This window comes from Bradyrhizobium hipponense (assembly GCF_008123965.1).
Lineage (GTDB): Bacteria > Pseudomonadota > Alphaproteobacteria > Rhizobiales > Xanthobacteraceae > Bradyrhizobium > Bradyrhizobium hipponense.
The window spans coordinates 13192-34706 of the sequence record NZ_VSTH01000146.1 but is presented as its reverse complement, the minus strand read 5'-3'; the positions used below and the strand labels follow the sequence as shown (position 1 = coordinate 34706).

Below are 21515 nucleotides of genomic sequence, written 5' to 3'. Positions count from 1 at the left end.
GGCCCTCAACGGAGGGATACAGTCGAAATGCCCGTTGATCAATTCGATGAAGAGCCGGCTCACGTTGCCGACTCCGACTGCCCGTTCGATTTCCAAGATAGGCAAACAACAACGCAGCCTTCTGCGGATGAGCAAGGGCTCTTGCTTCGCCGGCGGGCGGCTCCTTTGGGATGGCGAGCTCGGCACGCTTTTGAAGCTGAGTATCAGCTGGGTGAACTTCGTCGGATGCCGGGCCGGGAAGCTGGGTGGCCATAAGTGGAACGTTCACTGGGTCGGGCGGCTGGTCTGCTTCGGCTAGATTGGTGAGGACAGCTTCCTTCATGCGCTTCTGTAGGCCGCGTCAACGGTACGGGCGTCGACCTCCAGAAGAATGTTCTTGAGCGGCAGGCCAACCTTGGCCCAGGCAAGTAGCCGGTCACCGTCCTGCTGGGCGGCTAGCTCGCCCCGGAGCCGTTCCAGGAGCTCGACGGAGGCCGGTTCAGAAATGACCTTGGTAGGCCTTCCGTTCGCTCCTGGCGCAGCTGTGGCCACCTCAGGCGCATCCATCGCCTCTCCGGCGAGATCCAATGTGAACAAGGCATACCGGCGGGCATAGGTCAGCCGAGCCCATCCGGTGCCGCGCCTCGACTGCCTTGGAGGCTCAGACCAGCAGGTCGGAGGAGATCAACTCGCCGGAGGCGGGGTAAGCAGGGTAGTAAGATGGTGTGACCGGTGCGCTGCTCGATCGGGGTGATCTAGATGGTGGCGATCTTCCGCTGGTTGAACGTCTTGCGGACAATATCGAGGCCGGAGGCCAAGGACGCATACCGGAGCTTCGATCGTCTGGGGGAAAGGTGATCGGATCACGGCAGTCAGTGTCTTCTCGGGATTTGTCAATCCAGCTTGAGCCCGGGCGAGGGCCGCTTCGATGGCTCCGCCTGCCATCAATCTTTGTTGCGTTACTTCTGACCCTCGATGAGAAGGGCAATTAGATAGCATTGTCAATGAAGTGCACTTCTGGAGTGGGCGAGCCATTCTCCTAGGCGCTTCTACGATCCGAGAAGGGCTTCGCAATGGCGGTACATAACTCCGGACGGTCAGGTGATTCTTTCCGGGCGGCTTCCGGTTGACCGCTCCCTGCTCTATGGGATTTTCCTCAGATCTTGGGATATTGCCGATGAGCTTTAATCATCCAAATGCCAGCATAGCTTGGGAAGCCAAAGAGCTGAGACAGATGGCATAAGAAAGTTTTGGTTGCGGAGACTCACTTGCTGCTTACAGCTAGTGCGGCCACGATCCTCTTGCCGTAACCAATCTTCTCTCGGCTGCGAACCAGTATCTAGTCCGGAATGGGGAGAGTTAGCGGAACCACAAATGCCATCAATTCAAGGTATATCGAAGTAGGTACAACGCGGCGGTTCACGCAACCTCTAGGCCGGGACGACGAACGAGGGACTGTGCATCCATAGCAGGTTGAGGAACTGAAGTCGCGTGGAGGCCGAGTGGGAAAGGCGGGCTGCGACCACCTGGCCAATGTCCCGTCGGTTGGCCATGTCACCGTTTCCGATCAGCTTGCAGTCGTTTGACAGGCGCCGGGACCAGGGGGTTGACGTGCGAATGGTGATCTGTCCAAGAAGACGTGCGTGAACATGCTTCGCTGGCGCCTCGTCGCGCCTGTTTTATCTCCTGCGCGGGAACAAGGTAGGCCATGACCAAACGGGTCGCTTTAATCACCGGCGTGACGGGTCAGGACGGGGCCTATCTCGCCGAGTATCTGCTGTCGTTAGGCTATACCGTGCACGGCATCAAGCGGCGCTCGTCGTCCTTCAACACCGCGCGCGTGGACCATCTCTACAAAGACCCGCATGTCGGGTACGTGCCTTTCCTGATGCACTACGGTGACATGACGGATTCGACCAACCTTATTCGCTTGGTGCAACAGATAAGGCCGACCGAGATCTACAATCTCGCCGCCCAGAGCCACGTGGCCGTTAGCTTCGAGAGCCCGGAATACACCGCCAACGCTGATGCGATCGGCGTGCTGCGGCTTCTGGAGGCGATCCGTATCCTTGGCATGGAGAAGGAAACGCGGTTCTACCAGGCCTCGACTTCCGAGCTCTATGGCCTCGTGCAGGAAATCCCCCAGAAAGAGACCACGCCGTTCTACCCTCGCTCGCCCTACGGCGTTGCCAAGCTCTATGGCTACTGGATCACGGTGAACTATCGCGAAGCCTATGGCATGTTCGCGTCCAACGGCATCCTGTTTAACCACGAGAGCCCGATCCGAGGCGAGACCTTCGTCACCCGCAAGATCACCCGCGGCGTCTCCCGGATCGAGGTTGGGTTGGAGCAGACGCTCTATCTCGGCAATCTCGAGGCCAAGCGCGACTGGGGCCATGCCAGGGATTACGTCGAGGGCATGCACATGATCCTCCAGGCTGACAAGCCCGACGATTTCGTGCTCGCCACGGGCGAGACGCGCTCGGTGCGCGAGATGGTGGAGCTGTCCTTCGCTCATGTCGGCCGCCGCATCGAATGGCGCGGGAAGGGCGTCGACGAGACCGGCGTCGATGCCATCAGCGGTAAGACAGTGGTGAAGATCGATCCGACTTATTTCCGCCCGACCGAGGTCGATCTGCTCGTCGGCGATGCCAGCAAGGCGCAGAAGATGCTCGGCTGGAAGCCGAGGCGGACTTTTGCGCAGCTTGTCGACGAGATGATGACCGGCGATCTGGCCGAGGCCAAACGGGAAGCGGCTCATGGCAAGCGTACCGTTTGAGCTGAAGGGCAAAAGCGTCTATGTCGCCGGCCATCGCGGCATGGTCGGCAGCGCGATCGTGCGCCGGTTGGCGCGGGAGGATGTGAATCTCGTCACCGTCGAGCGTCGCGAGCTCGATCTCTGCAACCAGGCGCAAGTGTTCGATTGGTTCGCGAAGGTGCGGCCGCAGGTGATCTTCCTCGCTGCCGCCAAGGTCGGCGGCATCGTCGCCAACAACACGCTGCGCGCCGAGTTCATCTACGACAATATCGCGATCGCCACCAATGTGATCCATGCTGCGCATGTGAACCATGCCGAAAAGCTGATGTTCCTCGGCTCGTCCTGCATCTATCCCAAGCTGGCGGCGCAGCCGCTGCGGGAAGACTCGGTGCTGACGGGCCCGCTGGAGCCGACCAACGAGCCCTATGCCATCGCCAAGATCGCTGGCATCAAGATGGCGGAAGCCTATCGCAGCCAGTACGGCAGCGATTTCATCAGCGTGATGCCGACCAACCTCTACGGGCCTGGCGACAATTATCATCCTGAATTGAGCCACGTCGTTGCCGCGCTCATCCGCCGCTTCCATGAAGCCAAGCTGTCGGACGCAAAGTCCGTCGAGGTGTGGGGCACCGGCACGCCGCGGCGCGAGTTCCTCTATGTCGACGACATGGCGGATGCCTGCGTGTACCTCATGAAGACCTATTCCGGCGCCGGGCTGGTCAATATCGGTACCGGAAAGGACATCGCCGTTGCTGAGTTCGCCCGGCTCGTCGCAGACGTCATTGACTACAAGGGACAGATCGCTTTTGACACATCAAGGCCGGACGGCACGCCGCGCAAGCTACTTGACGTCAGTTGCCTCGAAGGGCTCGGCTGGCGTGCGAAGACCGCTCTCGCGGACGGTCTGAAACAGGCGTACGCGGCATTTCTGTCGTTCGGCTGATAGAGCGGTTACTCTCGCTTAATCCATCGGAAGCTGTCCATGGGAGCTGTGATCGTTAGAAGGTTTTTGCTTCGAAGACGGTCCGATCAGATCTTGCAATACTCGCATTGCCCTGGCGATGTTTGCCTCGTCCGCGAAAGCAGTGCGGCGATCGCGTTTGTTTGCTTCGATCACTTCGCGGGAGGTCCATATTGGTGTCATCGCTTCCGGCTTTCTTTACGCTCCGCCCTGCTGCGAAGCGGTTCGATGCGCACCGCGGATTGGGTGCCGTCTGGTCGGGTTCCGCAAAGCATTGAATTCTTTTATCAGCAGTAGGCGCCGAAGCTGCGCTCCGTTCAGGAGGGATTCAAATAGCGTGAGGATCTCGTGCGCCTGAACATAAATCTCCATGCTGATAGCGTGCTGATCGAATCCGTGCGATCTGAGATGGGCTTCGATATCGTGCGCGGCCGAAGCATCCATTTGCCAATCCAGGGCATTAGTGATGGTGTAGATTTCGGCGACATCCTGGAAATCCGGAGCAATGCCCGCCAGATCCACGCGGCGAAGCGTCATCTCGACGGCCTTTTGGCGGTAGATGTTTAGGACCCTATGCCGCAGGATTCGATAGCGCTGCATTTCCCAAGAGAGTTCTGCGATATCGATCGCGAGCAACCACTCGATGGCAGACTGAGGATCGAGGCCCCGGAAGACTACGGCCTGAAGAGCCTGATAGTGGTTAATGTTCTCTCCGGGAAGAAGTAGGGGCGGATGACACAGCGCCTCGAACTGAGGCGGCAGGACGCTCACCGGCTTCGAATTACGGAGATCGACAGGACCATTCATTGACCTTGCGCTCCCAACAGCGGACGCGACGGCGGTGCAGCAACTGTTTCGCCGGTCATCAGGTGGACGGGGCTGGCATCCCAAAGCTCCTTCGCAATTTGCAGAGGTGAAATTTGCAGATTGGTCCACCAAGCTCTTTCATTTCCGTTTCGGTGCAGGGATTGGTGGTGAGACCGGCAAAGCGGCACCGTGAACTCGTCGCTGACCTTGCGACCCAAGGATCGTGGCTGGGCGAACTTGAGGTGATGCGCATCGGCGGGGGTCTTCTGGCAGACAAGGCACCCCTGGCTGCGGATGAAGGCGAGGTGATCCTTGCTCCGTCTTCGGGGCGGTTCTTTCGGGAAGGCGAGGCCAGCTTGCTCTTGCCGAGCGGGGTGAGCAGCGACATCGATGTTGCTGGACGCCGTCGCAGGGCCTTCGTCGGGAAGAGCGGGTACGGAGGACCCGGGCTGCTGGTCCGCCGAATGGATGTCGGGCAGAGGGGCGTCTTCGACCCTCCTTTGGTAGGCGGCCTCGAGCACCCGAGCGTCCGCCTCCAAAAGAGTATTTTTGAGGGGGAGGCTGATCCTGGCCCAAGCGAGCAGTCCGTCGGGGGCCTCCTCCAAGGCAAGCTGACCCAGGAGCCGGTCCAGGAGCTGGGCGGAGCGGTCGGGCGGCAATACAGGGGGCCGGTTCAAGATACTGCCCGGCGGCCTTCTCTTCAGTCCTGACGTGGCCTGCGGCTCGGGTGCTACGGGAGGCTCCATGGCGATGTCAGGCGCGTCCAAATCGTCCTCTCCGGCGATACCGACCAAGGCAAATAAGGCATACCGGCGGGCATAGGTCAGCGCCGAGCCCATGCGGTGCGGCGCTTCGACCTCTTTGGAGGCGCAGACCGGTAGGTCCGAGGAGATCCATTCCCCGGAGGCGTGGGCAAGCAGAGTGGTGAGATGGATCTGACCGGTGATCTGTTCGATCCGGGTGGTCTGGATGGTGGCGATCTCCTGCTGGCTCAGCTTTTTGCGAACGATGTCGAGGCCGCTCGCGAGGGATGCGTAGCGGAAGGTGCGATCGTCCTCCCGCGGGAAGGGTGACCGGATCACGGCGGTCAGAGTCTTCTCGGGGTTCGTCAGTTCAGCCTGGGCCCGGGCGAGGGCGGCAGCGATGGTTCCGATGCGCTCACTAGACTGATGCATGAGATTCCTCCGCCGCCTGGGCCTCGAAGCTGACCGCGCCCGACTTGGAGCGCTTGGCTTTGAGGCCATGGCCGGTCGCCTCCTTGGCATCCTCCGGCATCAGCTTTTTCAGATCCGCCTTGGTCGTCTCGTGCTCGCCATGGGCCTCTCGCGTCCTCAGGTAGGTCGCTGCCAGTTCAGCCCATTGGTTGGAGGTTGACATATCGACGACCTTCACCGCCTCGAGTCTTGGGCGGGGCGTTTCGATATTGAAGAGGATGGGCGGCTCGCCGTTTTGAACGCAGCGCCAGAACTTCTTCTCGGCCGTGAGCAGGAGGTGCTGGTAGAGCGGATCAGCGTGAATCTTGATCTCGGCCCATTTGCCGCCGCCGGTGATGATCGAGAGTACGGACGAGCGAGCGGCGACCACCCACATATTATGCTGCAGCTGTGCCATATGCTTTTCGGCGGCGGCCTCCTCCGTGAACGCCCAGGGCAGCATGAACTTGGCCTCGAACACCGCTCCAGTCTGCTCGACCATGCCATCGAGTGTTGCCGCCATCCATTTGTGCACGGGATGCCGAACCCGCTTCTGGATGTCCGAGATGGTTTGTCCTGTTGAGCGCTGGTACCAGGCGCGATTGAGGACCTCTGTTATCGTGCCGAGCTGGACGATGAGATTATCCGAGAGATCTTCTGGTGCGACCTCTCCACGTTTCTCTTGCCAAAGGCGGATGAGCTTGTCCTGATCGTCACCCATGATGACACGCGCATCCGAGCCGCCGATGAAGTGGCGGCGGTCATTGGGGTTGAACCTGATAATGTGATTGGGCGCATCAGCGCCGTTTGTTTGAACTGTTGTCACCGGTATCTCCTACGCAAAAACAAGCGGTTTCACATGCCGCACTGCCTGAAGCCCCGCTTCCGCGAGGCGAGATACCGGCGCTACGATCGATGATGGCGCCCGGTCGAATCAGTAACGCTCCAATCGCGGATCAAGGCCAGTCCTTTCTGCAGCAACAATCTTGCTCGTTTTAGCGGCAGGAATGGCTCTTGTTCTCACGCGCTTAGGGCAGGGACGGGACGAGGCTGACCGGTATAAACCCGACAAAACGAAGCCAATTCACGCATGAACAGCAAAGACGTGGATGCAAAAGGCGCGCTCGCAGCGAACGATGTTGTCCGGTGGATGACATGTTGAAATGAAGCTGTGATTGTCGGAAGATCGGAGGGTATCCCCTCCGACTTGGGCCTATGAGATTTGAAGCGTCCGGCAGTATTTTTCGATCGTGATGGCGTCCTCAATGAGGACGACGGCTACGCTTTCGATCCCGGCCAGATCCGGTGGGTGGAAGGAGCGCAAGAGGCCGTCAAAGCAGTCAATGACGCCGGGTATCTTGCGTTTGTCGTAACGAACCAATCGGGAATTGCGAGGGGCTTCTACGAGGAGCGGCATGTTCGCAATTTGCACGAATGGATGTCGAATGAGCTTGCTATAGCTGGTGCACATATCGATGCGTTTGAATTCTGCCCACATCATCCCGATGGCCTGATCGAGCGTTACCGTGTTCTCTGCAACTGTCGTAAGCCGCAGCCGGGGATGATCAGAGCCCTCCTTGAGCGGTATTCGGTGGATATCGATGCTAGCTTCATGGTCGGCGACAAGCAGAGCGATCTTGCTGCGGCACAAGCGGCCGGAATAGCAGCCTATCTGTTTGATGGATCAAACCTGCACACTTTCATTGCCCCGTTGTTGACGGGCTCATCCTATCCTCCGGATCGGTCATCATCGCGTCGCGGAGGAGCCGGAACCGACGATTGAGGCCGTGGTCTTGTCGGCAAAGGGATTGCTCGACTGCTAAGTAGAGAAATCAAGGAGGCAAGTTGGCGTCAAAGCGACAAATCGAAGCCAATCGCGCAAACGCAGCGAGGAGTACCGGGCCGCAAACAAGCGTCGGCAAAGCAGCATCGAGCCGCAACGCCTATCGGCATGGCTTATCTCGTTGGGACGAACCCGCCGGTTCTGGTTTCGATGCAGTCCTTGCGGAAGGCTTCAAAGGTACGGACATGCATGTCGCAGTTCAAGATCTGGCTCAAGCTAGGAGTCGCCAGGATCGCCTGCGAGCTCTTAGGTTAATTCTGATCTTGGCGGTGATCGAGGGCGCGGAACCAAAGCAAATGAGATATTTGTCGAGCTTGGAACGGTATGAGAAGGCTGCTCTCTCGCGGCAACGGCGGGGGCTCAAACATTTGAAGCGGAATGCCGGATGAGAACCACGAGCTGAGTAGGAAATTGGCAGTGTAGGTCTCACGCCGGGGAGCGTCGCGCCGATTGGACGGGCTGCTAGCATTTAAAAGTCTTGGAGGCTGCATGAACTACATTTTCCCACTGCTGGCTGTCGCAATCACCATCGGCCTGTTTGTGCTCTACGCGATGGTGCGGCAGAACTTGCGTCGATCCCGCCGCGCCGATGAGGTTCCTCACTGGCCGGATTCGAGCCTGAGATAGCGATCGGCCGTAGAAGCGTCCATTCCCATACGCAGGCGCATCGAAAAACCGAAACTGAGCTTGCGCCGTCGGGCAAAGCAACAGATAGAGCCTCCTTGGAAGTAGCCGTTTTCGATCGGGGAAGAGATGAGACGAGCGCTTGCCATTGTGATGATGCTACTCTTAGCGAGACGGATAAGCGGGCCTACGTTCTTGCCGACAATCGCCTTGCGGAAAAGGCGGGCTGGGATAACGCAATCCTCGCAATCGAGCTTAAGCAGCTCGCGGACGCGGGATTCGACCTCGATCTAACAGGCTTTGAAGCCGCCGAAGTGGACTGCATTATCGAAAGCTTTGACGACGAAAGCGAGCAGCCCGAAAACCGGATTCCGGAGCGCGGGGAAGACCCGCCCGTGAGCCGCGTCGGAGACATGTGGCGGCTGGGCAAGCATGTCCTATTCTGCGGGGACGCAACCGATGCCGCGGTCTACGGAAATCTCATGGATCGCGAGCGGGCCGACTTCATTTTCACCGACCCACCGTACAATGTTCGCATTGGCGGCAATGTCTCGGGGCTGGGCGCGATCACCCGCATAGCTCACCGTCAGGACATGCACCTGGTGCCCTTCGCCGCGCGCGCATTTCGGGCAGCCGCTCTTGTGACGAACGGTGCGCTCCAGCAACGAACCGCGCAGCAATTCGCCGGTGACCGGCAGCTTGCCGACAAGCTTCTCACGCGTTTGAAGGGTTCGCTTACGAATCATTCATAAGAATGAATCAATGCTGCCGCTTCAAGTCAACGCCAATCCGTTCGACCTTGCAGTTTTCGCCACACCAAGCGATTCTGGCTGCCTCACAAGGCCGCCGAATTTTGCGCCGGAAAGTAGCTAGCACGGTGGATCCGGCCGAGCGCTCACGGCAATTCAGTGAAGTTGCGCGATCAAGGAGAGGCGGGCAGGTCATCCTCTTCGAGTGGAGGTTTACTGCGAGGCGAAATCAGGCCGCGCGCGTCTCGATCAATTCCTCGAAGCTCTCCTGCATGGGATAAAGCCAAGCCTTCTTTCCGGTATACTGCTCCCAACGCCGGACCGCGACATCGACGTAAGCGGGGTCAAGCTCGATGGCTCGGGCAATCCGACCAGTCTTTTCCGCTGCAATCACAATCGTCCCACTCCCACAGAAGGGATCAAGCACGATCTGACCGCGCTTGGAGCAGTCCTTGATGGCGTCAGCCACCATCGCCACGGGCTTCACCGTAGGATGAAGCTTCAGCTCGTCCATGCGACCGAGCCGCATGCTACTCGCGCCTTCATAATCCCAAACATTGGTCCGATAGCGCCCGTGCTGACCGAGCTCGAACGTATTGGTATGCGCAGCCGATCCGTTCTTCCAGACGAAGACCAGCTCATGCTTGGAGCGGTAGAACGATCCCATTCCGGCGTTCGTCTTGTTCCAAACGCAGAGGTTCTTGAGCTCCAGATAATGCCGATCCCCTGCAAGCAACATTTCCCGCATATGCCGCCAGTCCATGCAGATCTGGTGGATCGAGCCGTCCTTCGAATAATGGCAAAGCAGCCGGAAGGCCTTGGACAGGAACCGGGTGAATTCCTCCTCGCTCATCTCTCCTGAAGCCATCGCAAATTCGCGGTGCTTGGACGCGTGCGCCAGTTCAGTGTGCGGCGTGAGCGCGTTGCCGAGGTACGCCGCTGGCTGGAGAATTACCAGAAGCTGAAAGACGCGATCGAGGCGATCTGCGAGTTCAATCACGACCTGTTGCGTCCTGATGCGGCGATGCCGCGGGGGAGGAAGAAACGTGATTGAGATGCGCAGAGCGCAACTGAGCTTCGGCGACGGCTTGATCGCCGGGGAAGTGAGCGATCTTCGCGAAGGTTGGATGACCCATGCTGACCGGGTTCTGGCGGATGAACAGATCGTCGGTGCGGTGTACGAGGCGCTGGCGAGACGACATCCCAAGAGCCGCAGTCGTGGTCGGCTGGGCGCGCCGGCCGAGGTGGTGTTGCGGTTGTTGATCCTCAAGCATGTTCGCAACTGGAGCTATCACGTGCTGGAACGCGAAGTGCGCGCCAATCTGGTGTATCGCGACTTCACCCGTGTGGGCGGCGGCAAGATGCCGGACGCCAAGACGATGGGGCGCTGGGGCCTGGCTGTGGATCCGGAGACGATCAGACAGATCCACGACCGGATCGTGCAAATCGCGCAGCAACAAGGGGTGACGCAGGGACGCAGAATGCGTGTGGATACGACGGTGGTGGAGACCAACATCCATTACCCGACCGACAGCACGTTGCTGGGTGACGGGGTTAGGGTGCTGATCCGCACCATGAAGAAGGTCACCGAGATCGCGGGCGCGGCCGGAACCAAGCTGCGCGACCGAACGCGAAGCGTAAAACTGCGGCTGCTCGATATCTCGCGGATTGCGCGTGCCAAAGGACCGCTCAATCACGAGAGGCTCAAGCAAGGCTACCGTAAGCTATTGAACTCGACGAGCCGAGTGGTGGGGCAAGCGAAGCGCTTCTCCCATGAGATATCCACCGGCGTGAAGCGGGCCAGGGGCATCTTGAAACGGCTGGCGCTGCAAGGCTTGCGGCAGGAGCTGGAAGCGATGATGCCGCTGGTGCGGCAGGTGATGCGGCAGACCCGGCAACGCATCTTCCACGGCAACACGCGGACAGAGGACAAGCTCTTCAGCGTGTTCGAGCCCTCGACGGAGATCATTCGCAAGGGCAAGGCCGGCAAGCCCAACGAGTTCGGCAAGATGGTCAAGCTGCAGGAAGCCGAAAACCAGATCGTGATCGACTACGAAGTCTATGATCGGCGGCCGAGCGATTCGGGCCTGTTGATCCCGGCCATCGAAATCCACCAAGCCAAGCTCGGTCGCACGCCACGTCTGGTCGCGGCAGATGCCGGGTTCTATTCCGCCAGGAATGAAGCCGCGGCGAAGGCGAGCGGCGTCAAGCGCGTCTGCATCCCCAATCGTTCCACCAAGAGCGTCGCCCGCAAGCGCGAGCAGAAGAAGAGTTGGTTCCGCAACGGCCAGAAATGGCGGACCGGATGCGAGGGGCGCATCAGCGTCGCCAAACGGCGGCACGGGCTCGATCGCTGCCGCTACAAAGGCAGCGCCGGAATGAAGCGCTGGGTCGGGCTCGGCGTTGTCGCCGACAACCTCAGGCGCCTTAAAATAAAGCATGGAAGGAGGAGAAAAAAAGAAATGGGTTCACATACAGGCGAGGCCATACCCGCTTCCAAGAGGTCCCCCCGGCGACAACGCGTCTCGCCCCAGCGTCAGGAACACATCATCACGATCTTTAAGCGGCTCGCCATGGAACGCGTGACCGTTCCTTATAACGGGCGACCGACGCGTATGACCCGCGCCGAGGCCATATTGCTGAAGAACTACAACGCGGCTGTCCAAGGCGACAAAAACGCGAGGGCTAACGTTTGGCGGGCGCTGGAACGAAGCGGTCAGTTGCTCGATCAGACCGATCCAGCGAAGGCCGGCAAGCCTATATTCCTGCCGGAGAAGGTCCACGATCTCGAGCAGCTCTTGGCAGAGGAAGGTGCCAGTATAATCCATCGTTAGCTGAATAGCCTGCCAGCAACTTGTCAAACCCGCTTAAGAGCTCAAAGGCCCCTTGCAGGTCGCCACGCATGGGGCGTCCCGGCTTGCGACCGCTGCCGTCAGCACGCGAATGTCGGCTGAACTCGAGCCAATTCCGGCCGCCGCGCCCCGAAATCGGCCGTCGCAAATCTTTCGCACTATCGGTGATCGATGCCACCTTGCGCCAATCAGCTCGTCATCACGGGTTACCAACACTACGGACAGCTTAATTTCGCGCGTTCGCCCAAGATGCCGCTTCTCCAGCACAGCAGCAACGACCCGAGCCCCCCGAAAGGAGCTAAATGCGGGCTCGCTCTCCTGCTGCGGAGCTTCGATGATCGCCAGTTTCGCTAAAGCTTTCGCTAACCAAACAATTCGTTCGATGGCATGCACAGACTCACACAACCTACGCCCATACGACATTTACATGATTACTCGTATAGGCTGATCACAATATGAAGCTTCAACATCTCGTTCGATCTTGAAGAAATCACCAGCGGGTGATCGCGTGACAGAAGAGATTATTGTAATCCGCACATCGCACGGGCACGGCGGCGACATCAGTCCAAACAAGACGCCACCCACGAACTCACTGCTTGCGATCGTCCTAGCGATGGTATGCGGGTTTGCAGGCCTTGCGCTCCGTTGCCTCGCCCGGGAGCACGCTACCGACGACGCCATTCAGTTCCTGATCCCGTGGTATGGCTTTGCTCGAGATCACGGGATCGGCGCGCTGGCGGAACCTTTCACCAACTACACCCCGTTTTACAGCTACCTCCTGCTGATTGCCGCGCGATTTGATTGGCTGGGGCAGCCACTGTCCCTCGTGAAAGCAATCTCGGCGGTCTTCGAGTTGGGCTGCGCAATCGCTGTGGCCCAGATCGTCTGGCGAGCGACAAAGGTGCCGTTGCGCACCTCCCTGGCCTTCTGCGCTGTTTGGCTTGCGCCGACGGTGCTCTTCAACGGCGCAATGTGGGCACAGGCCGATTCGATCTGGACGTTCTTCACGCTGGTCTCCGTAGCCCTGTTCATGCGGGGCCGAAATGGCGTTTTGCCATTCGCGGCGGCTGTTTCGGTGAAGGCCCAGGGCGTCTTTCTAGGGCCCTTAGTGTTGGGCATGCTACTGCGCCGCAGGATCCACCCGGCATGGCTCGCCGCTGTTCCCGGGATCTACGTGGTTCTCGCCATTCCGGTTTTCGTCGCTGGCAGATCCTTAGGCTCCGTAGCGGGTGTCTATTTAGAGCAAGCTCACACATTCCATCGCCTCACAATGAATGCAGCGAACATCTGGGTATTGGCTGGAGGTACACCGTACGAGATCGGAGTCGCCATCGGCCTGGTGCTTGCGGCTGTGAGCGGGCTTGCCTTGTCAATGTTCATCGCGCGTTCCAAACGAACGGGCCCAGAGTTCATTTTGCTCGCCGCGTGTGTCTCACTCATGCTCATGCCGTACCTGCTTCCGAAGATGTATGAGCGTTATTTCTATGCCTTTGAGCTCGCGTCTATCGCCCTGGCCTGCATCAATCCGCGCTATTTGCCGTTCGCCGTGATTGCTCAGGTTGACGGCGTGTTATCCTATCTTGGATTCGAGAGCGGTATCATCATGGGTTTGCTGCCGGCGGCGCTCGGCAACACCTTTCTCGTGTTCTACCTCGTGCTTGATCTTTGGCGCGGCGAACGTGCATTTCATTTCCCAAAGCTTGCCTGGCTTGGCTTCACCGTTTCGACTGGAGGATTGCTGAGCTATTTAGTGCTCGCAGGTAGCGGGTGGAACATGTCCCCCGCGTACTTAATTGCCACGGGTCTTGCCACGGCCATGACGATGTGGCTTCTCAAACAGTCGCAGGGCGCAGGTCAACCGACAAGAAGCTGCAAAGTCTGACGTTGCGTAAACCTTGAGCCGCCTTTCAGAGTAGGCAGCGCGACGTCCGTCTTGCCGCACTAACGGCAAGCTTCCAGTCGCTCAACTCGGTTCAACTAGTCGCCGCGGGACCCGCGGTTGCCATCGATCACAGCGGTCACGCCATCGATGAAAGCTTGACACTCAGCGTGGGTCTTGAACGTGCCCTGGTACTTCCCGAATAGGAAGACGGTCCGGCCGTGACCCTTTCCGAAGAAGTATGGCCGACGTGTCCGCCGCCTTCGTCTTTAAGCTCAATGCTACCAAGGCTTTGCACTGACTTGAGGTCTGTCTCGGGTAGCTTGATCCGCACAGGTGTCTCCGTGATTCACGGACGGCTAAGGACGTTAGCGGCCTCAGCGTCAACTGGCCTGTCTAGCAGATCAGCGCTTCGCCGCGTTACCAGCCAATTCCATCGCTAGATCCAGAGCTGCAACTCCGATTTGATCTGAAGAATTAGATTTGCAGCGCCGGTCCATCCAAGCAACGATCGCGGAGAAATCGCCGCCGCCGACAATGTCCCTCTCGGCACTCACGTTTAGCCCGCTGACGAAGCCCACGACCTAGGATTCAAAGGCTGCCTTTACGACTAAGTTCTTCTTCCTATTCAGCCAAGCGGTACAAGATTGCGAACCCGCGCCCACGATCGTTGATCCGGCGTTCAGCGACGTCGGCAAGATGCGAGAGGCGGACGCAGGGAACCGTCTGTAGGTTGAGCAGGTTGGCAGCCGCAAGACGTCCATGCCCTGCAATGACCTCTCCTGCATCATCGATAACAATTGGGTTGGTGAAGCCGAACCGTTCGATGCTCTGTGCGATCAGCTTGATCTGCTTCGCCGAATGGGTGCGCGCATTCCCAGCGTAGGGCTTTAACGCGTCAATTGACATGTGCTCGATCTGCAAAGGTTCTCTCCTGGTTGAGTTCGCTTGGGGCGGATTGCCCCCGGAGAGGTTTTGCAGATCAGGGCTCCGAATTCGCTCACGGAAATTAGAGGTTACGGTGCACGATTTGGAGGTCGCGGAAACTGCCGTTCGATCTCTGCATCGAAGTCCTCGGAATCTGTGCAGTATTCTTCGCGATGAAGGTACCCGCGCTTCCACAAGGTGTGCTTATTGCGGAGGGTCGTCCAATCTATGTTCAACAGGCGCTCTCGCGCCCAAAATGCCAACAGGCGGTAGGCGCATTCGCTGGTCGCGACATGATCGGCGGTGCGCTCCTGAGCCGCTTGATCTGCCTTAAGCCGCCGGCACAGCGACGGATAGATCCGGTCGATCTGCTCAAGGGTAAAGTCCTCAAGTGCCGGATGGTTGGGCGGGCGACCGCGGCGCTTCTTGGTGGGGAGGTCGTGGTGGACGACCCATGGCGGATCGTTGCGAAGCTGCTGCTGATCGAATGGAATGCCCATGCTCATTTCTCCTTAGGGTGGCTGGTGCGGAGAACGCTATCCCAAGATGGAGCTTCGGCAGTACGCGGCCGACCGCGTTGGTAAACGCTCAAAATCCGATATTGCGGATTCTGGGGGCCATGGGGGTAGCGGGCGAGTCCAATTGCCGAATGTAGAGGCCTCCTATTGCGTTTCCGAAATCCATCACAAGGGCGTGACAATATGGCGGCGCTCCGACGTGAGGGGCAGATCCTAGATGCCCTGCTTGTTTGCGATGAGGCCGCCGTCAGCGTTGGTAGGTCAGGAGGTCAGAAGGTTGTTCTCGCGCGTCTGCCAGGGCTAACCGATTGGCTTCCCTGCTTCGGCTCGGCAGATTCCCTGTTCTTGGCCAGGCAATTCCCTGATAGCGATCTGGAATTCCCTGTTATTTTCCGCCCGCTGCTCGCCAGAGGCGCGTAAGCCTCGGATATTCCGCGGGTTTTGCGCGGGTTCGCGTCTGAACAGGGCGCAGATTTGCGAAATATTCGCTGTTACCAGAACAAGGTCATCGTTACCGCTCGTCCGCGATCACCTTGCCGTCGTTCGGCAGCGCGCCGGGGCTGACCAGCTCGACGGTGCCGCCGAGCTTTGTCACGGTACGCAAGGTGTCGGCGATCTCTTCGCGTAGCGTTTCGTTCGCGGTTGCAGTTTCCGCTTTCAGCGTCATCGCGTCGGTCTCGCCCTGGCGCGTGACGACGAGGCGCAGGCGCCCGAGCGCCGGATGGCGCTTGCCGATTTCGGCGACCTGCTCGGGGCGGACGAACATGCCCTTGACCTTGGTGGTCTGGTCGGCGCGGCCCGTCCAGCCCTTGATGCGCATGTTGGTGCGCCCGCACGGGCTCGGACCTGGCAGCGCCGCGGTGAGGTCGCCGAGTGCGAGGCGAATCCAGGGATGGTGCGGATCGAGCGAGGTCACCACGATCTCGCCGACGTCGCCCGGTGCTACCGGGTCGCCGGTACCGGGATTGACGATCTCCATGATCAGGTCCTCGTTGACGACCATGCCGTCGCGCGCTCCGGTTTCGAAGGCGATGACGCCGAGATCGGCGGTGCCGAAGGCCTGGTAGGCGTCGATGCCGCGCGCCTTGATCTCGGCCTGGAGCGAGGGGGGGAAGGCGGCGCCCGAAACCAGCGCGCGCTTGATCGAGGAGACGTCACGGCCCGCGCTTGCTGCGGCATCGAGCAATATTTTCAGAAAGTCCGGCGTTCCGCTGTAGCCGACCGGTCGGTAGGCCTCGATCAGCTCGAATTGCTGTTCGGTGTTGCCGGGGCCGGCCGGGATTACTGCGCAACCGAGCGCGCGTGCCGAGGAATCGAAGATGAAGCCGCCGGGGGTGAGGTGGTAGCTGAAGGTATTGAGCACCACGTCGCCTTCCCGGAACCCGGCTGCGAACAGGGCCCGTGCGCCGCGCCAGGGGTCAACCTGCCGCCCCTCCGGCTCGAAGATCGGACCGGGCGAGGTGAAGAGCCGGGCGAACGATCCCGGCGCCGCCGCCACGAAGCCGCCGAAGGGCATGGAGGCCTTGTGCAGGGCCGGCAGTTCCGACTTGCGCAGCACCGGCAGGCTCGCCAGCGCCGTTCTGGAGGTCACGGCAGCCGGATCGAAGCCCTTCAGGCGTTCGGCATAGGCGGGTGCGTTCATCGCGCTGCGCAGCACGCCCGGCAGGCGGGAGAACAGCTCGGCCTCGCGCGCGGTCTGTTCGCGCGTCTCCAGGGCGTCGTAATGGGCAGTCATGACTGATCTTTCCGGGTTGGCATCCGTTGCGCGCCGCCGCCGGCATGGGTATCAGACGGCCATTGTCGGGGCGTGGAGAGAACGCGATGGCGGACGAAGGAATCATTGCGGCGGGCGAGGCGTCCGGCGTCGTCGCGCGCCTGAAGCGTCGCATGATCGGCGAGGCCTTGCCGCTGTGGTCGACCGTCGGCTGGGACCATGCCGCGGGCGGCTTCATCGACCGGCTGCATTGTGATGGCACGGCGGATGCGGCCGCGCCGCGGCGCGTGTTCGTGCAGGCCCGGCAGATCTGGTGCTACGCCAAGGCGGCGCAGATGGGCTGGTACCCGGACGGGCGCGCCATCGCGCTGAAGGGGCTCGATCATCTGCTGGCAAGAGCGAAGGCGCCCGACGGCCGGCCCGGCTACGTGCACCGGCTGACGCCGGAGGGTGCGGTGCTGGACGCGCGTCGCGATGCCTACGACCACGCCTTCGTCCTGTTCGCGCTGGCGACCGTCTATGCGCTCGACAAGGACGCGCAGGTTCGCGCCGAGATCGACGCATTGCTCGCCTTCCTCGACGGCCATTTGCGCTCGCCGCATGGCGGCGTCCACGAAGGCCTGCCGGTCTCGCTCCCACGCCGTCAGAATCCGCACATGCATCTGTTCGAGGCGCTGATCGCGTGTTTCGACGCGACCCACGATTTGTCGTTCCAGAACCGCGCCGGCGAATTTTTTGCACTGTTCCTCGCCAATCTCTACGACAAGCAGAAGCATACGCTCGGCGAATATTTCGAGGAGGACTGGTCGAAGATCGAGCCGATCAGCGTCGAGCCCGGCCACCAGGCGGAATGGGTCTGGCTCCTGAAGGGGTTCGAGCGGATCACGGGATGTCCGACCGGGCAGCGGCGCACTGAGCTGCTGGCGACCGCGTTGCGTTATCGCGACGAGGCCACCGGCTGCCTCGTCGACGAGGGCGACGACACCGGCAACATCCGCCGCGGCTCGCGCCGGCTGTGGCCGCAGACCGAGATTGCCAAGGCGTGGATCGCCCAGGCCGAGTCCGGCGAGACGGGGGCGGCGGAAGAAGCGCGCGCGGCGCTGGTGCGGCTCGAACGGCATTATCTCAGCCATCCCGTCAAAGGTGGCTGGTTCGATCATTTCGATCGCGACGGCACATCGCTGGTCGACACCATTCCTGCGTCGTCGTTCTATCATGTTCTCTGCGCAGTCACGGAAGCGGAGCAGGTGCTGAGCTAAGGATCTTTTGTCTTGACGCGTTTTCTTCACGCGAGCTGGTTCCTATTTCGCTTGAAAACGCTATAGCCAGCGCTTGCGCCGTTTGAAGCTCTTGAGGTTCTTGAAGCTCTTGCGCTGGTCGCCGGCGCCGCCGAGATAGAATTCCTTGACGTCCTCGTTGTCGCGCAATTCATCCGCGGTGCCGTCGAGCACGACCTTGCCCTGCTCCATGATGTAGCCGTGGCTCGCCACCGACAGCGCGGCGCGCGCGTTCTGCTCGACCAGCAGGATGGTGACGCCGAGGTCGCGGTTGATCTTCTGGATGATCGAGAACACCTCTTTCACGAGCAGGGGTGACAGGCCCATCGACGGCTCGTCCATCAGGATCATCTTCGGGCGGGCCATCAGCGCGCGGCCGATCGCCAGCATCTGTTGCTCGCCGCCGGAGAGATAGCCGGCGAGCCCCGTGCGCTCCTTCAGGCGCGGGAAGTAGTTGAAGACCATGTCGAGATCGGCACCGACCTCGCGGTCCCTGCGGGTGAAGGCGCCGAGCTTGAGGTTTTCCAGCGAGGTCATGTCGGCGACGATGCGGCGTCCCTCCATCACCTGGAAGATGCCGCGGCGGACGATCTTGTCGGGATCGATGCCGTTGATGCGCTCGCCCTCGAACAGGATCTCGCCGCGCGTGACCTCTCCGTCCTCGGTCTTGAGCAGCCCCGAGATCGCCTTCAGCGTCGTCGACTTGCCGGCACCGTTGGCCCCGAGCAGCGCCACGATCGCGCCCTTGGGCACGTCGAGGCTGAGGCCGCGCAGCACCAGGATGACGTCGTCATAGACGACTTCGATGTTGCGCACGCCGAGGAGGGGCGGCGCGGGCACGATGCTGGGGGAAGGACGCTCTATGTGGGCCGCTTCACTCATGGTTCGTCACTCTCTCGATGTCGTCACCCGCGAAAGCGGGTGACCCAGTATTCCAGAGACGCCGGAAGTTCCCCGAGAAGCCGCGGCGTACTGGATCCCCCGCCTTCGCGGGAGATGACAGTTGTGTTTGGAGCAAAAGCGGGGCTCACCACCCCAGCAATTCCGGCTTGCGCGGCAGCTCGACGGTCTTGACCTTCACGAGCTTGATCGTGCCCTTGGCCATGAGGTCGTTGAGGTCGCCATCGGTCGCGCCCGCGATCTTGGTGCGATAGAGGTCGACCTTCAGCGTGCCGCGATGGTCCTTGTCGGTCCAGGTCGAGGGATTGCAGACGCCTTCCATCCCGGCCGGCACCCAGTCCTTCTTCTGGTAGAAGCCCTTGGCGACGTTGTCGCCGATGGCGCCGCCGTTCTTGGCGGCCCAGTCGAGCGCCTCCTTCATGTAGAGCGCCGAGCACACGGCCGCGATGTAATGGACGGGCCGATAGACCTTGCCGGTGGGATCGGACATCTTCGAGATCTCCATCACCGTCTTCATGCCGGGTGCATCGCCGCCCCAGCTCACCGCGGTGCGCAAGGGGAAGATCACGCCGTCGGCGGCATCGCCGGCGGTCTTGGCGGCGTTCTCATCCATGCCCCAGACGTTGCCGAGGAACTGGATGTCGACGCCGGCACTCTTGCAGGCCTTCATCACCGAGATGTTGGAGGCTGCGGTATTGCCGAGATAGGCGTAGTTGGCGCCCGAGGATTTCAGGCTCAGGCATTGCGCGCTGTAGTCGCCCGGCGCGAGCGCAAACACGAGCGGCGGCAGCACTTCGAAGCCAAGCTCTTGCGCCATGGCTTCACCGGCAGCTTTTGGCGCGTTCGGATAGGGGTGGTTGGCGCCCATGTGCACGAATTTCGGCTTGCCGGGCTTGCCCTTGGCCTTCCAGTCCTCGGCTGCCCACATCAACATCGCGCGCAGCGAGTCCGAATAGCTCGGGCCATAGAAGAAATTATAGGGCGCGGGCTTGGCCTTGCCGCTGATGCCTTCGGGATCGGTGAGCGCCGCGGCGTAGGAGGCGGACATGTCGGGAATCTTGTCCTGGGCGAGGAATCCGGTCAGCGCCTCGGTGTCCGCGGTGCCCCAGCCCATGATCGCCGCGACCTTCGAATCGGGCGCCGACCATTTCTTGTAGAGCGCAATCGCGCGCGGCACCTGGTAGCCGTAATCATTGGTGTCGACGCTGAGTTGCTTGCCGCCGACCCCGCCGTTCTTGTTGACCCAGGCAAAGGTGTCGGCGACGGCTTGGCCGAACGGCGTGCCGACGTCGGAGGTGCCGCCGGAATAGTCGGCGAGATGCCCGATCGCGATCTGCGCCTGGGCGCTCGCCGAAAAGGCTGCGATCGCCAGCGCAAGCGATGCGGTGCTCAAAAGGGATTTTGTCTTCATTTGTTGCCTCCTCCTGTTTTTTCGTTGGTTAGACAGTTGCCCGCGCTCAATGCGAGAACGGGTAGAGTTTCCAGTAAGCCTTGATCTGCCGCCAGCGATGCGCAAGCCCGTCCGGCTCGAACATCAAAAACGCGATGATGATCACCCCGATCGCGATCTCGCGCAGGAAGGTGATGTTGTTGTTGAGCGAGAGCGCCCTGTCGATCGCGCCGCCCTTTAAATGGATGCTGAGGAATTCCATGGATTCCGGCAGCAGCACCACGAAGGCGGTACCCATCAGCGTGCCCATGATCGAGCCGGTGCCGCCGATGATGATCATGGCGAGAAACAGGATCGAGCGCTCGATGCCGAAGCCTTCCTGGGAGACCACGAGCTGGTAGTGCGCATAGAGCGCACCCGCGATGCCAGCGAAGAAGGCGGCCAGGCCAAACGACAGTGTGCGGTATTTGGTCAGGTTGATGCCCATGATCTCGGCGGAGAGATAATGGTCCCGGATCGCCACCAGCGCGCGGCCGTCGCGCGTGCGCATCAGATTGGTGACGAGGACGTAGCTCGCGACTACGTAAGCCAGCACGACATAGAAATATTGCTTGTCGCCGCGCAGGGTGAAGCCAAGGATCGAGAACGGATTGGCGCTGGCCGGCACCGAGCCGCCGGTGAACCACTCCGCGCGGGAGAAGAAGTCGAGCAGGATGTACTGCGCGGCCAGCGTCGCGATGACGAGGTAGAGCCCCTTCAGCCGCGCCGCCGGAATGCCGAAGATCAGGCCGACCAGCGCGGTGACCACGCCCGCGAGCGGGATCGCGAAGAACACCGGGATCGGCGCGTTGTTGGAAATGTAGGCCGAGGTGAAGGCGCCGAGCAGGAAGAAGGCAGCGTGCCCGATCGAGATCTGGCCGGTGAAGCCAACGAGAATGTTCAGGCCGAGCGCCGCAATCGCGAAGATGCCGATCTGGATCAGGATGCTGAGCCAGTAGCCGCCAAGGAACTGCGGCGCGAGGCAGAGCAGCAGCGCCCCGGCGATCGCAAAATTGCGGCTGGTCGTGGTCGGAAATATCGTGGTGTCCGCGGCATAGGATGTGCGGAAATCACCAGCAGGGATGAGGGCAGGGCCGGCCATGGG

At 60.7% G+C, this 21515-nt stretch carries 19 protein-coding genes and 1 pseudogene; 9 read left to right on the top strand and 11 right to left on the bottom strand.

Annotated features, from left to right (window positions below):
* The coding region (locus FXV83_RS35015) for a hypothetical protein (protein WP_210250779.1) at window positions 1–298 on the top strand (298 nt) is incomplete at its 5' end.
* 20 nt (window positions 299–318) lie between these two features.
* Here the strand turns inward: FXV83_RS35015 and FXV83_RS35010 are convergent.
* A complete protein-coding gene (locus FXV83_RS35010) occupies window positions 319–546 on the bottom strand; it encodes a hypothetical protein (protein ID WP_148744109.1) in 228 nt (75 codons plus the stop codon).
* 1141 nt (window positions 547–1687) lie between these two features.
* Here FXV83_RS35010 and gmd point away from each other — a divergent pair.
* On the top strand, window positions 1688–2758 hold the full coding sequence (gene gmd, locus FXV83_RS35005) for a GDP-mannose 4,6-dehydratase (protein ID WP_148744108.1): 1071 nt from the start codon (window positions 1688–1690) through the stop codon (window positions 2756–2758).
* A complete protein-coding gene (gene fcl, locus FXV83_RS35000; RefSeq protein WP_148744107.1) occupies window positions 2739–3680 on the top strand; it encodes a GDP-L-fucose synthase in 942 nt (313 codons plus the stop codon). The genes gmd and fcl overlap by 20 nt, the downstream gene beginning before the upstream one ends.
* A 216-nt stretch (window positions 3681–3896) precedes the next feature.
* Here fcl and FXV83_RS34995 read toward each other — a convergent pair whose 3' ends face one another.
* From FXV83_RS34995 to FXV83_RS34985, 3 genes are read right to left on the bottom strand one after another with little or no spacing between them, the layout of a single operon-like run.
* Window positions 3897–4505, bottom strand: a complete 609-nt coding sequence (locus FXV83_RS34995; protein WP_148744106.1) for a hypothetical protein — start codon at window positions 4503–4505, stop codon at window positions 3897–3899.
* Window positions 4502–5680 (bottom strand): ERF family protein, encoded by a 1179-nt coding sequence (locus FXV83_RS34990; protein ID WP_148744105.1) that lies wholly within the window; start codon window positions 5678–5680, stop codon window positions 4502–4504. Before FXV83_RS34990 ends, FXV83_RS34995 begins: the two co-directional genes overlap by 4 nt.
* Window positions 5667–6524, bottom strand: coding sequence for a YqaJ viral recombinase family protein (locus FXV83_RS34985; protein ID WP_148744104.1), 858 nt, complete (start codon window positions 6522–6524; stop codon window positions 5667–5669). Before FXV83_RS34985 ends, FXV83_RS34990 begins: the two co-directional genes overlap by 14 nt.
* Window positions 6525–6920: 396 nt before the next feature.
* On the opposite strand from FXV83_RS34985, the gene FXV83_RS34980 reads away from it, so the two are divergent.
* From FXV83_RS34980 to FXV83_RS34975, 3 genes are all read left to right on the top strand, one after another.
* Window positions 6921–7481, top strand: coding sequence for a D-glycero-alpha-D-manno-heptose-1,7-bisphosphate 7-phosphatase (locus FXV83_RS34980; RefSeq protein WP_148744103.1), 561 nt, complete (start codon window positions 6921–6923; stop codon window positions 7479–7481).
* 549 nt (window positions 7482–8030) lie between these two features.
* Window positions 8031–8168 carry a hypothetical protein gene (locus FXV83_RS43210; RefSeq protein WP_187436379.1) on the top strand — a complete coding sequence of 46 codons (138 nt, stop codon included), beginning with the start codon at window positions 8031–8033 and terminating at the stop codon, window positions 8166–8168.
* Between the two features lie 95 nt (window positions 8169–8263).
* Window positions 8264–8917 (top strand): ParB N-terminal domain-containing protein, encoded by a 654-nt coding sequence (locus FXV83_RS34975; RefSeq protein WP_148744102.1) that lies wholly within the window; start codon window positions 8264–8266, stop codon window positions 8915–8917.
* Between the two features lie 226 nt (window positions 8918–9143).
* Here the strand turns inward: FXV83_RS34975 and FXV83_RS34970 are convergent, their stop codons facing one another.
* Complete coding sequence (locus FXV83_RS34970) at window positions 9144–9914, bottom strand: DNA-methyltransferase (protein ID WP_235940405.1); 771 nt, start codon at window positions 9912–9914, stop codon at window positions 9144–9146.
* A gap of 55 nt (window positions 9915–9969) precedes the next feature.
* Between FXV83_RS34970 and FXV83_RS34965 the strand changes: the two are divergent.
* Window positions 9970–11334 (top strand): annotated as a pseudogene (locus FXV83_RS34965) (ISNCY family transposase); the annotation flags it as partial.
* A gap of 940 nt (window positions 11335–12274) precedes the next feature.
* A complete protein-coding gene (locus FXV83_RS34960; protein WP_148744101.1) occupies window positions 12275–13648 on the top strand; it encodes a hypothetical protein in 1374 nt (457 codons plus the stop codon).
* Window positions 13649–14269: 621 nt separating this feature from the next.
* Here FXV83_RS34960 and FXV83_RS34945 read toward each other — a convergent pair.
* From FXV83_RS34945 to FXV83_RS34935, 3 genes are all read right to left on the bottom strand, one after another.
* The gene (locus FXV83_RS34945) at window positions 14270–14569 is read right to left on the bottom strand and encodes a ParB/Srx family N-terminal domain-containing protein (RefSeq protein ID WP_235940404.1); all 300 of its coding nucleotides are present in this window, start codon (window positions 14567–14569) and stop codon (window positions 14270–14272) included.
* 92 nt (window positions 14570–14661) lie between these two features.
* On the bottom strand, window positions 14662–15072 hold the full coding sequence (locus tag FXV83_RS34940; protein WP_148744100.1) for a hypothetical protein: 411 nt from the start codon (window positions 15070–15072) through the stop codon (window positions 14662–14664).
* Between the two features lie 529 nt (window positions 15073–15601).
* Window positions 15602–16825 (bottom strand): phenylacetate--CoA ligase family protein, encoded by a 1224-nt coding sequence (locus FXV83_RS34935; RefSeq protein WP_148744099.1) that lies wholly within the window; start codon window positions 16823–16825, stop codon window positions 15602–15604.
* 86 nt (window positions 16826–16911) lie between these two features.
* On the opposite strand from FXV83_RS34935, the gene FXV83_RS34930 reads away from it, so the two are divergent.
* Window positions 16912–18063: an AGE family epimerase/isomerase gene (locus FXV83_RS34930; protein ID WP_187436378.1), complete on the top strand. Its 1152-nt coding sequence runs from the start codon at window positions 16912–16914 to the stop codon at window positions 18061–18063.
* A 60-nt stretch (window positions 18064–18123) separates the two neighbouring features.
* Here FXV83_RS34930 and FXV83_RS34925 read toward each other — a convergent pair whose 3' ends face one another.
* The 3 genes from FXV83_RS34925 to FXV83_RS34915 all read right to left on the bottom strand — a co-directional run bounded on the left by FXV83_RS34925 (window position 18124) and on the right by FXV83_RS34915 (window position 21512).
* Window positions 18124–18963, bottom strand: coding sequence for an ABC transporter ATP-binding protein (locus FXV83_RS34925; RefSeq protein ID WP_148744097.1), 840 nt, complete (start codon window positions 18961–18963; stop codon window positions 18124–18126).
* Window positions 18964–19108: 145 nt separating this feature from the next.
* The gene (locus FXV83_RS34920; RefSeq protein WP_148744096.1) at window positions 19109–20392 is read right to left on the bottom strand and encodes an ABC transporter substrate-binding protein; all 1284 of its coding nucleotides are present in this window, start codon (window positions 20390–20392) and stop codon (window positions 19109–19111) included.
* A gap of 46 nt (window positions 20393–20438) precedes the next feature.
* Window positions 20439–21512, bottom strand: coding sequence for a branched-chain amino acid ABC transporter permease (locus FXV83_RS34915; protein WP_148744095.1), 1074 nt, complete (start codon window positions 21510–21512; stop codon window positions 20439–20441).
* Window positions 21513–21515 lie beyond the last annotated feature (3 nt).

Coding starts and splice junctions, on each gene's coding strand:
- FXV83_RS35010 (WP_148744109.1), bottom strand. CDS start 546: ATGGATGCGCCTGAGGTGGCCACAGCTGCGCCAGGAGCGAACGGAAGG.
- gmd (WP_148744108.1), top strand. CDS start 1,688: ATGACCAAACGGGTCGCTTTAATCACCGGCGTGACGGGTCAGGACGGG.
- fcl (WP_148744107.1), top strand. CDS start 2,739: ATGGCAAGCGTACCGTTTGAGCTGAAGGGCAAAAGCGTCTATGTCGCC.
- FXV83_RS34995 (WP_148744106.1), bottom strand. CDS start 4,505: ATGAATGGTCCTGTCGATCTCCGTAATTCGAAGCCGGTGAGCGTCCTG.
- FXV83_RS34990 (WP_148744105.1), bottom strand. CDS start 5,680: ATGCATCAGTCTAGTGAGCGCATCGGAACCATCGCTGCCGCCCTCGCC.
- FXV83_RS43210 (WP_187436379.1), top strand. CDS start 8,031: ATGAACTACATTTTCCCACTGCTGGCTGTCGCAATCACCATCGGCCTG.
- FXV83_RS34940 (WP_148744100.1), bottom strand. CDS start 15,072: ATGGGCATTCCATTCGATCAGCAGCAGCTTCGCAACGATCCGCCATGG.
- FXV83_RS34935 (WP_148744099.1), bottom strand. CDS start 16,825: ATGACTGCCCATTACGACGCCCTGGAGACGCGCGAACAGACCGCGCGC.
- FXV83_RS34930 (WP_187436378.1), top strand. CDS start 16,912: ATGGCGGACGAAGGAATCATTGCGGCGGGCGAGGCGTCCGGCGTCGTC.
- FXV83_RS34925 (WP_148744097.1), bottom strand. CDS start 18,963: ATGAGTGAAGCGGCCCACATAGAGCGTCCTTCCCCCAGCATCGTGCCC.
- FXV83_RS34920 (WP_148744096.1), bottom strand. CDS start 20,392: ATGAAGACAAAATCCCTTTTGAGCACCGCATCGCTTGCGCTGGCGATC.
- FXV83_RS34915 (WP_148744095.1), bottom strand. CDS start 21,512: ATGGCCGGCCCTGCCCTCATCCCTGCTGGTGATTTCCGCACATCCTAT.